The sequence below is a fragment of the Bacillus safensis FO-36b genome (assembly GCF_000691165.1).
Lineage (GTDB): Bacteria > Bacillota > Bacilli > Bacillales > Bacillaceae > Bacillus > Bacillus safensis.
In genome coordinates this window covers 204,242-219,509 of sequence record NZ_ASJD01000003.1, presented here as the reverse complement: position 1 = coordinate 219,509, position 15,268 = coordinate 204,242, and the positions used below count along the sequence as shown (strand labels likewise).

Genomic DNA, 15,268 nt, shown 5'->3' with positions numbered 1-15,268 from the left:
ACTTAATCTTTCCTGAAGGAGAATGGGTGCTGACTGCCTCCAGATGAACCTTTCTTTGAACCATTGGATGAAAATTGGCCGAGCAAGCTTTGTAAAGAGGAAATAGACTGGCTCATTTTGTTAATCTGTTCATTCATTTGATCAGCGTCCATTTTTTTCACAGCAGAAACCATTTTAGACATAAAATCTGCTTTTCCTGTTTCACTTGGCTTAGAGGCTTTTTCTTCTTTCGCATCTTCAGATTTCGATTGCCGGTAAGGTGACCACATCTCATCTTCCTCACCAAACATGACCCAATTCTCGTATACACTTTGCCAGCTTTTTTCTTGCGTTTGCACTTCTTGAATTAACTTCGGATGGCGTCTGACGAATTGTTTAAATTCATCAATGGATGTTTGTTTTTGCTTGTTTGTCATATCCTCACCCCCCATACAAATGCCTACTATACTATATACACCAGCATCTGTTTTGGTGAGCCTCTTTTTAACCATCAAAAAAACAGCTGCGACCAGCAGCTGCTTTCGTTTAAGAAGTTTTCTTGATGAAATTTTGAGTGTAATATTTTTCTTTCACCCCTACGCCAAGATGCGTGTAATCTTTATTTAATAACGCCTTCCTGTGACCTTCACTATTGAGCCAGCCTTCTACCGCTGCAGGTCCATCGACATAGTTATAGGCAATGTTTTCACCTGCGAGCTGAAAGCCCACCTCGCCTCTTTCTAACCGGTCTTTCAGCGTACCGTATTTTTTAGATTCATGGGAGAAATAATGATTCTCTTTCATGTCCTCACTATGCATGAATGCCACTTCAGAGGTTTCATCATCCCACTTTAAGATCGGCAGGTTGTACTTATGGCGGATAATATTGGTCATATCAAAAATTTGTTTTTGACTGGAAGCTTCGATATCTTTCCACTTTTCGCCTGATATCGCCTCAGGTTCTACCAATTGACCTCGGTAGACCACCTCATACGGCTTTTGTTTCACAAATGTATCTGCGTTGAAGGCCCTGATACTTGAAAGGGTGCTTTCAAACTTATCCATGTAAAGCTGAACATACACATCATCTCCCACTTTCACAGTAGGTCTTGTATTCATATCATCTTCTGAGAATTCAAAGCGGTATGAATTTTGTTCATCCTCCACATGAATGTAAGGTGCAATTTGTGTTTTCTTAAATACTTCACTTGTGGCTTGACCGATTTTAAACGGTTCTACATTCAGACCGTCTCCTGTTGCAAACAAGGTCACCACTTTACTATCCTTTACCCCTACTTGAATATAGTGCTTCTTCGATTGGTTGTAAATCCACCAGTCATAATCATATGCGGAAGGATCAATTCGATCTGGTTCTCCCAGCTGTTTAAGCACTTCGTTTGAAGATTTCCCCATAAAGGACATGAGCCCTTTTTTTGGGATGTTGATCGGCTTATCGCTAGATGTTTCTTCATTAGACACCTTCGGTTCATTGCTGTTTTCTTTTTCTGGTGAAGATCCATATTGAATAAACAGAACGTACGTTCCAGATATAATCAGGAGGATGAGGAGTGTTTTGAGCACAGTTTTCAAATAAACACCTCCGTTAAATTGGCAAGGTACAAAAAGTACCTTCTACTGTCATTTAAACAAAACTTGCTCCATTTATCAACGACAATACAGCCTATTTAACACGAATTTAAAATATGCCCCTCTTAATGAAGAAATCCTTGTCCATGATCTTGATCCTGTTGAGAGATTTCTGTCAGTGCCTCTCCCGCGCGATCATTTGATAAATCTTCGACTGATAAATCTCCAAGAGCGACAATCCCTGTTAATGCGCCGTTTTTCACAACGGGAATGCGGCGGAGCTGATGCTCTGACATGAGCCGGACAATTTCTTCAAGTGTTGCATCTTCTTCAGCTGTTAATACTTCCTTTGTCATCAGCGAGCCTACTTCCTGTGAGTTTGGCTTTTTTTCTGCAATGCCTCTAAGCACAAGGTCACGGTCTGTCACTATTCCTACGAGCTGATCTCCGTCAACCACTGGAATGGCACCAATATCAGCATCTCTCATTTTGACTGCTGCTTCATACGTATTGTCATCTTGATTACATGTCACTACTTTTTTGGTCATAATATCTTTGATTTTTTTCGTTTTCACGTTGATTCCTCCATCCGTTATTTTCTTTATTACTGTAACCAGCTTATAAAAGAACATACCTTTCACAGTTGAAAGTTTAACGCTTTCATACTATGATTGTCAGTAAAGGGAAATTTTATAAGGAGGGGTTTTGGGTGAAGTTTGAAGGTACGGGGATTGAAAAGGTATCAGCTGACTTAAATAAATTAGATTTCATTATGGAAAGTGAAGGATTTGTACGAGCCGATCAATGGGATTATGAGCGTGTGACATACGACAGAAAGTACAGCATGGTAGAGGGAACCTTTTATTTACGGATTTCCGGCTACGCTACTGAAGGAGATGTCGGTTCCAAAAAAGCACACATTCAGCTTCTAACACCATTACTTGGAAAACACTATTATCCACATGGCGTTGAATACGGCGAAGGCGAAGAATTCCCTAAGTCTCTCATCCAATCGAGCAAAAAAACACTTGCACAGCTGAAGGAAAAACTAGAAGCCATGACGGCTGAAGCATAAAACAAAGAGCTAAAATGATTTAGCCCTTTTCCTCATACGATGAAAGCACAGCCAGATGGCTGTGCTTTTTTTATTCATATTTCGGAATAAGCGCATCTGGTACGGCATCTTTCGCTCTTTCTTTTCTTGCCCAGTCAAAGAAGACAACAGCAAGAATAGAGCCGTACACAATCTCCTGAATAATTTTCATTAAAATGGCACCTAGCTGCTGGTCCTCTAGCAGCGGCAATGTGTGGAACATATCAGGGCCAGTGAGAGCAAGGCCTGCAAGCATATCACTTGGCACACATAAATGCAGTGCTTGTATCCATGCGCCTGCATCTGAATAGGTTGCATAGATCGGTGCCTCACTAAACATGATGAGTGCACAGGCCGGAGTCATCAATATCCCGTCTGCCATGATATATCCAAGCTTCAAAATGCCTGTGATCTGCGGCTGACTTTGGACTTTATGGACAAGCGGCCACCACATGAAAAAGGCAGCGATAAAAATAACCACCGTCATCAATGCGTGGTAAAACGGATCTGTTTTCACAAAATCAAACACAAGCGGAATGTGATACAGCGAAAACAATCCGTTAAATCCAAGCAGTGCAATTAAAGGTTTGGAAAACAAACGGAAAACAGCTTGAATACCTGGTGTTTGAATGATCCGCTCCCATATGGCTGGAGGCAATCCTGTAATAAGGAGAGGCGGGATGACTAGGTACAGCACCGCCATTTGCGCCATATGTGCACTAAACATAATATGCCCCATTAAATCAATTGGGCTCCCTTTCACAGCATATAACAGAACAAGCCCCGTCAGAAATAACGTTTTCTCTTTCACCGTCGCACGGTGCTTTCCCTTTGTCACAAGAAGCAGATAAAGAGCAGCTGCTATCACAATACAAGTCAAATAATAAGGGCTCCATAATGCCCGAAATCCGAATATTTCTAAGTTCTCCATTGCTGCGCCTCCTTCAAGGGCAAAGCGGGTTTACCACCATATAATGGTCAAAAAGGCTAATACGGTAATAAACGCAACAAACACACCTGAGTATAGAAACAAGGCGGGTGTTTCATGCCCTTTTTGGTTCATGTGCATAAAATAATAAAGCTGAAAAGCTACCTGAATGCCTGCAAGCAGTAAAATAAATGGTACTGCGAACCAATTTCCAACGTCTTCTGAGGCGATCGTTAAAAACGCAACAAATGTTAATCCAATCATCAAGCCGAAGGAAATGAGCTGATGCTTCATTTCCTCGGCATTTTTCTTTTTACGATATACAAGATCGACTTTGGACTGATTTGTGTTTTTATTTCCCATTCTTATCCCACCATTCCCATTAAATATACAACGGTAAAGATGAAGACCCACACAACATCAATGAAGTGCCAATAGAGACTTGCCACATAATATTTCGGCGCATTGTATAAATCAAGTCCGCGTCTCATATTTCGAATCATAAGAGCGGTAATCCAGCAAAGTCCGAAGGCAACGTGAGCTCCGTGAGTTCCTACAAGTGTATAGAAGGAAGAACCAAGAGCTGAGCTGGTAATCGTAAACTCATACGCATGCACATAGTGATAAAACTCATAAATCTCAACCCCTAAAAATCCAGCACCTAAAAGGACCGTGATACCAAGCCAAAGCTGCATCTTTTTAAAGGCAAAGTTTTTCATATGATACATGGCATACACACTCGTTAAACTACTCGTTAATAGAAGCATTGTGGCAATAAAGACAAGTGTGAGGTCAAACATATCAGTTGTTTTTGCTCCGCCTGCATTTGAGTTTTTCAGCGCCAAATAAGTGGCGAAAAGCGATGCAAACAGAACGGTTTCTCCTCCAAGAAACAGCCAGAACCCGACAAACTTATTCTTCCCTTCTAACGTGGCCTTCTCAGGAGAAGCCGGAAAGGTTTCCGCCGTCATTTTTTGTGGTTCCATTATGCTTTCACCCCTTTATCATCGTCGTCAGTCAAATCTTCTTTGTGAATATGGTATCCATGATCATCTTTCAGAGACCTAACCAGCATGGTCGCAAACGTAATGCCAAGACCAATGAAGATCACCGGAAGCCCCCAGCTGTGCTCTTGACGATACATGAAACCAAACGCTGACACAAATAGACCGAATGAGATAATGACAGGCAAGATGGAGTTATTCGGCATGTGAATATCATCGAGCGGTTCAGATGCTGTCATTCCTTTTTTACCATCCATTTTTTCAATCCATAATGGATCTAGTCCTCTAACAAGCGGAAGCTGTTTAAAGTTGTATTCTGGCGGAGGCGAAGACACTGCCCATTCAAGTGTTCTTCCATCTCCCCAAGGATCGCTCGATACACGCTCCCCTTTGGCTGTTGTCCAGATGATATTAATCAGCATGATCACAACAGCTACAAACATAAACAGTGCCCCAATCGTACTGATCAAGTTCCCAAGCTCGAGACCCTGACCTGGCAGGAATGTAAAGACCCGGCGCGGCATGCCCCATAGACCGAGAAAATGCTGGATAAAGAAAGTTAAATGGAAACCGATGAAAAACAGCACAAAGCCAATTTTTCCAAGCTTCTCATTCAGTATTTTTCCAAACATCTTCGGCCACCAGTAATGCACACCTGCTAGAATACCGAATACAACCCCGCCGATAATGACGTAATGAAAATGCGCCACAACAAAATACGTATCATGGAACTGATAATCCGCTGCAGCTGCCGCAAGCATGACCCCAGTTACCCCGCCAAGTAAGAACGACGGAATAAAGGCAACAGAATAAAGCATCGGCGTTGTAAACTTCACATTACCGCCCCATATCGTGAGCAGCCAGTTGAATACTTTAATTCCTGTTGGCACCGCAATTGCCATTGTCGCTACAGCAAAGATCGCATTGGCGATAGGTCCAAGCCCCGTAGTGAACATGTGATGCGCCCATACCATGAATCCAAGGAAACCAATCAATACAGTAGCGAACACCATGGACGAGTAACCAAACAATCTTTTTCTTGCAAACACCGGAATGATCTCAGAGAAGATCCCGAATGCCGGCAGGATCAAGATATATACTTCCGGGTGTCCGAAAATCCAGAACAAATGCTCCCAAATGATTGTATTTCCTCCAAGCTCTGGATTGAAAAAGCTCGTATCAAACATTCTATCAAGCATCAGCATCGCAAGCCCTGCTGTCAGCGGCGGGAATGCGAATAAAATAAGTGCAGAGGCGACAAATGTCGTCCAAGTAAAGAGCGGCATTCTCATATACGTCATGCCAGGCGCTCTCATATTAATAATCGTTGCAAGAAAGTTAATCCCGGCAATCAGCGTACCAATACCCGCAATCTGCAAACCTAAAATATAGAAATCCATTCCATGCCCTTCTGAATTCAGCGTGAGCGAAGCGTATGCAGTCCAGCCAGCATCAGGTGCTCCGCCCATAAACCATCCAAGGTTTAAGAAAATTCCTCCGAAAAAGAATAACCAAAAACCAAGTGAATTCACAAACGGAAATGCTACGTCACGTGCACCAATTTGAATTGGTACAACCGCATTCATTAATGCAAATAAAAGCGGCATAGCTGCAAGGAAAATCATTGTCGTTCCATGCATCGTCATGATTTCATTGTAAACCCCTGCACTGACAAAATCACTTTCAGGGATGGCTAGCTGAATACGGATAAACATCGCTTCTATCCCGCCAACCAAAAAGAAAAATCCCCCTGCCACTAAATATAATATGGCAATTTTTTTGTGGTCAACCGTTGTCAAGTAATCCCATAAGACAGCGCCAAACCCCCGCTTTTTAGCTATTGTACTCACCATGAAATCCCCCTCTTATCTCCCATTTGCCCCTTTTCATATAGATGTCTTTCTTCACGATCCTTTAAGCAGACTATGTCTGACAGATGACGGCTTCTCGGTTGTAGAGACATATTCGGGAGCTCTTAACAAAAACTTCACATCGATCACATACCCTCTTGAATATCTGCTCTAGGCGTTACTCGATTTTAAGACCTTTTAAATACTCGTAAAGTGCATCTGCTTCTGAGTCATTTAATTTAGGGTACGTTCCTGTCATTTTATTACCTGGTTTAAAGCTTTCCGGATCTTTCAGCCATGCTTTCACATTTTCTTTGTTCATGTCTTTGATTCCAGCTACTTTCGTTCGCTCTCCGAAGGTCGCAAGGTTTGGTGCTGTCCTTGCTGCTTCCGGCCGCTTGTCACCAGGCTCTACTGCGTGACAGCTTAAGCAGTTTTTCTCTTTAAATAGCTTTTCACCCTCTAAAGCGAGATCCTTTGTGGATTCAGGCTTCTTGTAATCAGCCATTTTTTTCGTCCATCCTAAGAACTCATCTTGAGAAAGCGTTTTAACTTTAAAGTCCATTAAAGCATGTGACGGCCCGCAAAGCTCCGCACATTTCCCGTAGAAATATTCCCCTGCATCTTTCGTTCGTTTCGAGTCAAAGGTTAAATAAAATTTGTTCTCATTATCTGTGTTTGTATCAATTTTACCGCCAGCCGATGGAATCCAGAATGAGTGTTTGACATCGGATGCTTTCAGCTTAAAATACACCTTTTGATCTGTTGGTACGATCAATTCCTGACTTGTGACAATCCCATAATCAGGGTATTCAAATTCCCACCAATATAAGCTGGCCCTTACATTAACAACAAGTGTCTTTTCAGGATCTCGTTTTTTCTTATCCATAGCGCTTGTGTCCCCTAGTTCAAGCGTGTATGCAACAACAGGTACAACGAGAATAATGAGTAGAAGAATCGGAATCGCTGTCCATGTGATTTCCAAGTTGCGGTTCCCTTCCACCTGCTTTGGAATCGTATCTTCTCCCACTTTAGAACGTTTGAATTTAATGATGACGTAAAAGAAAATGATCGATACAACAATGACGACAAGAACCATAATAAGTGTACTCAGTACCGTTAGGAAAAACTGTTTATCTGCTACTTCCCCAACTGGCTTGAGTGTTGATAAGTATGGTTCACCACAGCCCGCCAAAACGAGCGTCAGTAAGAGAAACAGTGAATAAACACGCCATTTTCTTATCATAATTTGTCCCAACCCCTTTTGCTTGATCTCCTTTGCCTTTCGCTTTTTACCTCTTATTTATAAAATCACTTCTCACCCATCTATAACCCCCGCCTCTTATAAAAGCACTTACATTTCCTCTTTTCATAAAAAAATGATGTTTTTACTCAAAATACCATCTATGTATAAACAGAAAGCCGCCTAAATAGAACTGAATATCAGGCGGCTTTCATAGTTGTTAGAAAATGTTGTGTTATAAGATATAGCCATTGTTTTGATGTGATCAAAGTGTATTTCACTCTAGAATAGTGTAATAATAATCATCGCTACGAAAAAGATGGTTAAGTAGTTTAATGAATAAACGAACATGAGCGTCGACCACTTCATGATGTCTTTCATTTTAAAGCCCATAAGGCCAATAACAAGCCATCCAATATTAAGCAATGTACCAAGTGCGACAATCGGCCATCCTAATCCACCTAAGAAAAATGGAAGCGGTAGAAGACATGCTGTCCAAATGATGATCTGGCGTTTTGTGACTTCAAAGCCGTAAACAACTGGCAGCATTGGAATGCCCGCCTTACGGTAATCTTCCGTTTTCTTAATCGCAAGTGACAGGAAGTGCGGGATTTGCCAAATGAACATAATCATAAACAAAACCCAAGCCGTTGTGTCGATTGTACCTGTGACAGCTGTCCAGCCGATTAATGGCGGAACCGCGCCAGATACACTTCCGATAACTGTATTGATCGTGTAATGGCGTTTAGACCACATGGTGTAAAGAACCGCATAAGTAAAGACTCCAATAAATCCAATCACTGCTGATGTAATGGTTGTCATCAGAAGCATAATGAGTCCTAATACAACAAGCAGAATGCCAAATGCATACGCTTGCCCCGGCTGAATTTTACCTGTAACCGTCGGTCTTGTTTTTGTTCTTTCCATTAATATATCAATATCACGGTCAAACGCATTATTAATTGCGCATGAACCGGCAATAATAAGAGAAGAACCAATCATTGTTAACAGCACAATATCAAGATTTCCAAGAAAACTCATACCTGTAAAATAAAAAGCAAGCCACATTCCAGTAAATGTCGTAATGAAATTGGAATTGACGATGCCCATTTTAATCAGAGCAAGAAAATCTTTCCACGCTGTTGTTTCTTCTATTTGTCCATGAATAGCTGCTTCCGCGGCTGTTTTGGAATTTGCCAATGTGTATAACCTCCCTTGCCCAAACCTTCAAACGAACGAATGACACGTAAAATCATTACAACTCTATCATACAAGATAAACAGCTGTAAAAAAACATCCTATTAAATAATAAACGACAAACTTGAAGTTATTTGTGAACTTTTCGTGAATTTATTAGGATATATGTGTGTTTCAGAAGGCGGTGCAAAATGAAATATTCTCTCCTCTATTTCTATCAGACTGTCAAAGAAAGATCAAGCACTCTAAATCTGTAAACTTTGTGAACTAACATATCATTTTTTTGTGAACTTTGGTCATTATGAATTGCAACAGAACACGCATTTGGCTTAAACTTGAGAGCATGTGAGGTTTTCATTTACATCAGAAGTTTTTTAGAGAAGGTGAAATAATTTGATGAAATTTGCTTTAAGGCTATTGAGCGTGATCACAACGTTTGTGATGCTGATCGTGCTGATTGGCGGTGCGCTTGTGACGAAAACCGGTTCGGGTCTTGGCTGCGGTAGACAGTGGCCCCTTTGCCACGGTCGTTTCTTTCCTGAAATGAACCCCGCTTCCATCATCGAATGGAGTCACCGCATGTCAACAGGGGTTTCCACCATTCTTGTTCTGGCACTGGCGGTCTTATGCTGGAAAAAAATTAGTCCAGTATTCCGTGAAACCAAATTTTTGGTCATCATGTCCATTATATTTTTAATGCTTCAAGCGCTGTTAGGAGCTCTTGCCGTCGTATTTGGTTCTAACGCACTTGTGATGGCACTGCACTTCGGTATTTCACTCATTTCATTTGCTTCAGTATTACTGCTTGCACTTCTTGTCTTTGAAGCAACCAGATCTGAAACAAAGCTTGTGAAGCCGCTTCATATCGGCAAAAAAATGCAGTTCCATATTTATGGGTTGATTACGTATACGTATATCGTGGTATATACGGGCGCTTATGTGAGACATACAAAGTCAAGCCTTGCTTGTTCTGTCTTCCCGTTTTGTTCAAAAGACGGTGCGCTTCCAGCGTATTTTAATCAGTGGGTTCAAATGTCTCACCGAGCAGCAGCACTTCTTTTATTCGTCTGGATATTTGTCGCTATGTTCCATGCCATAAAACATTATAAAGAACAGAAGCAGCTTTATTATGGGTGGATTATCTCAGCCATTCTGATTACACTTCAAGCCATTTCAGGTGTGATGTCTGTTTATTCTCAGCTTGCACTTGGTTACGCGCTGGCTCATTCATTCTTTATTTCTTGTTTGTTTGGGGTACTATGCTACTTCTGCTTACTTATTGCCCGGTTTAAATATGAAAGCAAAGAGCCATTTAGATAAAAATTGTATCCCCCTTTCATGTAGAGAGGGGGATTCTTTATTGTCGTTTTGCTTCTTCGAATAGCGAGATGGCTTTTTTGCGTCTTTCCTTGTGATCAACTGTCGGCAGCGGGTATGTATCACCCAGCACACAGCTCGATTTCCGTTGTTCATCTATCGGCATTTTACTTGGTTCATGAATCCATTTTTCCTCAACATGCTCTAGCTCTCGTACATATCTTCTAATATATTCCCCGCTTGGATCAAACCGCTTTGACTGGGTCGTTGGGTTAAAAATACGGAAGTACGGCACGGCATCTGTCCCAACAGAAGCTGCCCACTGAAATCCTCCGATATTCGAAGCCTCATCATAATCCACAAGCTTTTTTGCAAAATACGATTCTCCCTTTCTCCAATCAATCAAATAATCCTTTGTTAAAAATGAGGCGGTGACCATCCTTAAACGGTTATGCATCCAGCCTTCCTCATTTAACTGTCTCATCCCTGCATCAACGAGAGGAAAGCCTGTTTCACCTTTACACCATGCTTCAAACAGCGTCTCATCTTCATTCCATTTCATCCCTTGAAACGCTGAATTGATTTCTTTTTCTTTCATTTCTGGATAATGAGCATAAATCATATGGTAAAAATCTCGCCACGCCAGCTCTTTGATAAAGGTTTCTCTGCCCTCGTCTTCAAACAGTGCTTCCTCATGTACCGCATAAAAGATCGTTCGAATTGAGATAGTCCCTGTTTTCAAGAAACGTGACAGCTTGCTCGTTCCAAAAACAGATGGCATATCTCGTTTTTCATGGTAACGTGTTAGTCTTTTTTGGATAAAGTCATGCAGCGTGTTCATCGCTTTGCGTGAACCGATTTGATCAAATTTTCTTGAGCATCTCATGATTATACTGCGTAGTTTGTCATTCCCTTTGTGTGAAAGTGACTCATCACAAATCGTATGAGCGCTGCTGAGAAATGATTTGTCAACTTTTATCACAGGCTGCTTCTCTTGCTTTCGCCATGATTGATAGTATGGAGTAAACACTTGATAATGAGTGCCATCCCTTTTTAAGATATCTTGCGCCCCGTGAAGGTGTGTATCTTGCCATTTTGATACATGAATGCCCTTCTTTTCTAAAAAAGCGGTTACTTGATGGTCACGCTTTTGACCGATTCCCACTTGATCTTCATTAAAAAAGACAGCTTTGATGTCATACACATCGATAACTTGCTGAAAGGCACGCAAGACATCACCATAGAGAAGATGAACATACATTTGAGATTCTCTTGCTTTCTTGATAAAATGCGCCAAGCTTTGAAAAAAATGTTCGTTGTTTAAATCGAGGTCCATTTCAGTAAAAAATGGATCTAGATGATAAAGAGCAAATAATTTGTACTCGTGTTTTTTTGCATATGTGATCGCTTTTGATAAGGCGATATGATCATCTAATCGCATATCCCGGCGAAACCAAATCACAACAATGTTGTCCAACCTTCTTCACCTCACTCTATAGTGTAATCACTCTCACTGGCTGCTGCACATTTTAATGCGCTCAAAAAAGACACATCACGGTGGATGTGTCTCACTTCTTATTCAGGCTTTAATACGATTAACAGATCACCGGTTTGAATCGGTTCTCCATTTGTCACATGTATTTCATCTACGACCGCAGAAAATGGTGCTTGTACAGTCGTTTCCATTTTCATGGCTTCATTGATCATCAAATGCTCACCTTGTGAAATTTTCTGCCCTTTTTCCACGAGTACTTTAATGACAGTGCCTGGCATCGATGCGGCGATGTGATTTGGATTTGAACGGTCCGCCTTCATTTTTTCTTGAACGGAGGATTTGATGCTTTCATCCTTAATCACCACTTCACGCGGCTGGCCATTTAACTCAAAGTAAAGAACTCTTGTGGCATCTGGATTCGGTTCACCAATTGATACGAGTTTGACAATCAGGGTTTTTCCTTTTTCGATTTCTACCTCAATCTCTTCTCCAAGCCTCATCCCGTAGAAGAACGTTGGTGTATCAAGAACAGAGATGTCACCATAGCTTTCTGCTGTTTGGACAAATTCAGAAAAGACTTTCGGATATAAGGCATACGCAATTGCGTCTTGCTCTGTTAACGTCAGGTCATGAGATTCTTTGAACTGCTTCTTAATGTCTTCAAAGTCCACTGGCTTCAGCTTCTCACCAGGTCTGACAGTAAGAGGCTCTTCCCCTTTTAAAATCAGCTTTTGCAGCTTTTCTGGGAATCCGCCATGCGGCTGGCCTAAATAGCCTTTAAATAATTCCACAACAGAATCCGGGAAGTCTAGTGTTGCGCCTTTTTCATAAACATCTTCTTCTGTTAGATCATTTTGCACCATGTAAAGTGCCATATCTCCAACTACTTTAGAGGATGGTGTTACCTTTACAATATCACCAAACATGTCATTCACACGTCTGTACATTTCCTTTACTTCATTCCAGCGCTCGCCAAGACCGACACCTTTCGCCTGCTGCTGCAAGTTACTATATTGACCGCCAGGCATTTCATGCTCATAAATTTCTGTATGAGGCGAATTCATGCCGCTTTCAAATTCATGATAGTATTTTCTGACGGAATCCCAGTATTGAGAAAGGCGTTCGACAGATTGGACATTCATGTCTGGCTTTCTTTCATGTCCATCTAAAGCATAATAAAGTGAGCTTGCACTTGGCTGCGATGTGAGTCCTGCCATAGAGCTGACGGCAACATCCACAATATCAACACCTGCATCAATCGCTCTTGCATAGGTGAACAGTCCATTTCCACTCGTGTCATGCGTATGAAGGTGGATAGGGATCGTAAGCTCATCTTTTAAAGCAGAGACTAGCTCGTAGGCTGCCTGCGGTTTTAATAGCCCCGCCATATCTTTAATACCTAAAATATGCGCGCCGGCAGATTCAAGCTCTTTTGCAAGAGATACATAGTAATCAAGATCATATTTTGGACGAGATGGATCAAGAATATCTCCCGTATAACAAATGGCCGCCTCTGCCACTTTGCCTGATTCCCGAACAGAATCAATGGCAAGCGTCATGCCTTTGACCCAGTTTAAGCTGTCGAAAATACGGAACACATCAATGCCTGCCTCGGCTGATTCTTTTACAAATGCTTTGATCACATTATCCGGATAGTTTGTATATCCGACAGCATTTGATGATCTTAACAGCATTTGGAACAGCGTGTTTGGCACTTCTTGACGAAGCTCTTTCAATCGTTCCCAAGGATCTTCTTTTAAGAAACGGTACGCAACATCAAATGTAGCCCCGCCCCACATTTCCATACTAAACAGCTCTGGCCATAAACCTGCTGTCGGCTGGGCAACTTTCTTTAAATCATGTGTTCTGAAGCGTGTCGCAAGCAGAGACTGATGCGCATCTCTAAAGGTTGTGTCAGTTAAAAGGACGTTATTTTGTTCTTTTACCCAGTTGGCAAGTCCCTCAGGTCCATGCGTATCTAACAATTGTTTTGTCCCAGACGGAATCTCTTGATTAAGAGGAAGCTTCGGTACGTCTGGCTTGTCAAAATGAGGCTTCTTTTTCTCCGCAATACCCGGGAACCCATTAATGGTAACGTTACCAATATAAGTCAGCATCTTCGTTCCACGGTCTTTTTGCTTAGGGAAATTAAATAGCTCTGGCGTTGAGTCGATAAACGATGTATCGTATTCCCCTTTTAGGAACTTCTCATGCTTAGCCACATTTTCAAGAAATGGGATGTTAGTTTTAATCCCGCGAATCCTGAATTCTTGTAAATTTCGAACCATTTTAGCAGCCGCTTGATCAAACGTGAGCGCCCATGTAGACAGCTTGACCAATAGTGAGTCGTAATAAGGTGTAATGACCGCACCTTGGAAGCTGTTCCCTGTATCAAGACGTACACCAAATCCCCCACCTGAGCGGTAGGCCATAATTTTTCCTGTGTCTGGCATAAAGTCATTTAAAGGATCTTCTGTTGTGACCCTTGATTGAATGGCAAAGCCGTGTGTAAAGATATCTTCTTGCTTTGGAATACCAACTTCTTTGCTGTGAAGGTTATGCCCCTTTGCAACAAGAATTTGGGTTTGAACGATATCGACACCTGTGATCATTTCTGTAATCGTGTGTTCTACCTGCACCCTTGGATTGACTTCAATAAAGTAAAACTCTCCATTTGCAACAAGGAATTCTACAGTCCCTGCATTAATGTATGATACATTCTTGGCCAGCTGGACAGCTGCTTCGCAAATATCTTCACGCAATTGATCTGTTAGAGACACACTTGGCGCCACTTCAATGACCTTTTGATGCCGCCTTTGAACAGAGCAGTCACGCTCATATAAATGAATGATATTGCCGTGATTGTCTCCAATCACCTGCACTTCAATATGTTTTGGATTTTCAATCAGCTTTTCAACGTATACTTCGTCATTTCCAAAAGCAGCTTTTGCCTCTGACTTCGCACGGTCATAGGCTTCCTTCAGCTCTTCTTTTGATCTGACAATGCGCATACCCCGGCCGCCGCCGCCTAGTGAAGCTTTAATAATAAACGGGTAACCGTATTCTTCACCGAATTTTTCGACTTCTTCGACCGAATCAACTGGTCCGTCACTTCCTGGAATGACTGGAATACCAGCTTTTTTCGCTTCATCTCTCGCCTTTACTTTATCTCCAAACATATCTAAATGCTGAGAAGTTGGACCGATAAATTGAATGCCTTCCTCTTCGCATCGTCTTGCAAAATGAATGTTTTCGGATAAAAATCCGTAGCCTGGATGAATCGCATCCACGTCATTTCGTTTTGCAATTTCGATGATCCCCTCGATATCGAGGTAGGCATCAATCGGTTTTTTCCCTTCTCCAACTAGATATGCTTCATCAGCTTTATAGCGATGATAAGAGCCAGAGTCTTCTTTGGAATAAATGGCCACTGTACGTAAGTTGAGCTCTGTACAGGCCCTGAAGACTCTGATAGCGATTTCCCCTCTGTTTGCAACTAGAACCTTTTGAATTGTTCTCTGTGACATTCTCACTCCTCCATATCCCTTAAAATTTTATATGTACTCTATAATAAA

Annotated in this window: 13 protein-coding genes; 2 read left to right on the top strand and 11 right to left on the bottom strand. The window is 41.7% G+C overall.

Annotated elements, in window-relative coordinates; translation table 11 throughout:
• Positions 1-2: 2 nt before the first annotated feature.
• From BA81_RS08985 to BA81_RS08975, 3 genes are all read right to left on the bottom strand, one after another.
• A complete protein-coding gene (locus tag BA81_RS08985; protein WP_034281667.1) occupies positions 3-416 on the bottom strand; it encodes a YlbD family protein in 414 nt (137 codons plus the stop codon).
• 109 nt (positions 417-525) lie between these two features.
• Positions 526-1,569, bottom strand: a complete 1,044-nt coding sequence (locus tag BA81_RS08980; protein ID WP_024424280.1) for a CAP domain-containing protein — start codon at positions 1,567-1,569, stop codon at positions 526-528.
• Positions 1,570-1,691: 122 nt separating this feature from the next.
• A complete protein-coding gene (locus BA81_RS08975; protein WP_029706548.1) occupies positions 1,692-2,114 on the bottom strand; it encodes a CBS domain-containing protein in 423 nt (140 codons plus the stop codon).
• Between the two features lie 161 nt (positions 2,115-2,275).
• Here BA81_RS08975 and BA81_RS08970 point away from each other — a divergent pair, with 161 nt between their 5' ends.
• Complete coding sequence (locus BA81_RS08970; protein ID WP_024424282.1) at positions 2,276-2,641, top strand: YugN family protein; 366 nt, start codon at positions 2,276-2,278, stop codon at positions 2,639-2,641.
• A 70-nt stretch (positions 2,642-2,711) separates the two neighbouring features.
• On the opposite strand, the gene ctaG is transcribed toward BA81_RS08970, so the two are convergent.
• From ctaG to cyoE, 6 genes are all read right to left on the bottom strand, one after another.
• Positions 2,712-3,590 carry a cytochrome c oxidase assembly factor CtaG gene (gene ctaG, locus BA81_RS08965; RefSeq protein ID WP_034281665.1) on the bottom strand — a complete coding sequence of 293 codons (879 nt, stop codon included), beginning with the start codon at positions 3,588-3,590 and terminating at the stop codon, positions 2,712-2,714.
• A gap of 30 nt (positions 3,591-3,620) precedes the next feature.
• The gene (ctaF, locus tag BA81_RS08960) at positions 3,621-3,950 is read right to left on the bottom strand and encodes a cytochrome c oxidase subunit IVB (protein WP_024426910.1); all 330 of its coding nucleotides are present in this window, start codon (positions 3,948-3,950) and stop codon (positions 3,621-3,623) included.
• A 2-nt stretch (positions 3,951-3,952) separates the two neighbouring features.
• Positions 3,953-4,573, bottom strand: a complete 621-nt coding sequence (gene ctaE, locus BA81_RS08955; RefSeq protein WP_024424780.1) for a cytochrome c oxidase subunit III — start codon at positions 4,571-4,573, stop codon at positions 3,953-3,955.
• Positions 4,573-6,444, bottom strand: coding sequence for a cytochrome c oxidase subunit I (ctaD, locus tag BA81_RS08950; RefSeq protein ID WP_034281664.1), 1,872 nt, complete (start codon positions 6,442-6,444; stop codon positions 4,573-4,575). The genes ctaE and ctaD overlap by 1 nt, the downstream gene beginning before the upstream one ends.
• A gap of 175 nt (positions 6,445-6,619) precedes the next feature.
• A complete protein-coding gene (coxB, locus tag BA81_RS08945) occupies positions 6,620-7,687 on the bottom strand; it encodes a cytochrome c oxidase subunit II (RefSeq protein WP_034281662.1) in 1,068 nt (355 codons plus the stop codon).
• 279 nt (positions 7,688-7,966) lie between these two features.
• The gene (gene cyoE / locus BA81_RS08940; RefSeq protein ID WP_034281660.1) at positions 7,967-8,884 is read right to left on the bottom strand and encodes a heme o synthase; all 918 of its coding nucleotides are present in this window, start codon (positions 8,882-8,884) and stop codon (positions 7,967-7,969) included.
• Between the two features lie 393 nt (positions 8,885-9,277).
• Here cyoE and BA81_RS08935 point away from each other — a divergent pair, with 393 nt between their 5' ends.
• Positions 9,278-10,201, top strand: a complete 924-nt coding sequence (locus tag BA81_RS08935) for a COX15/CtaA family protein (protein ID WP_034281657.1) — start codon at positions 9,278-9,280, stop codon at positions 10,199-10,201.
• A gap of 37 nt (positions 10,202-10,238) precedes the next feature.
• On the opposite strand, the gene BA81_RS08930 is transcribed toward BA81_RS08935, so the two are convergent.
• The gene (locus BA81_RS08930) at positions 10,239-11,675 is read right to left on the bottom strand and encodes a cryptochrome/photolyase family protein (RefSeq protein ID WP_227001716.1); all 1,437 of its coding nucleotides are present in this window, start codon (positions 11,673-11,675) and stop codon (positions 10,239-10,241) included.
• A gap of 98 nt (positions 11,676-11,773) precedes the next feature.
• Complete coding sequence (pyc, locus tag BA81_RS08925; protein WP_034281655.1) at positions 11,774-15,220, bottom strand: pyruvate carboxylase; 3,447 nt, start codon at positions 15,218-15,220, stop codon at positions 11,774-11,776.
• Between the last annotated feature and the right edge of the window lie 48 nt (positions 15,221-15,268).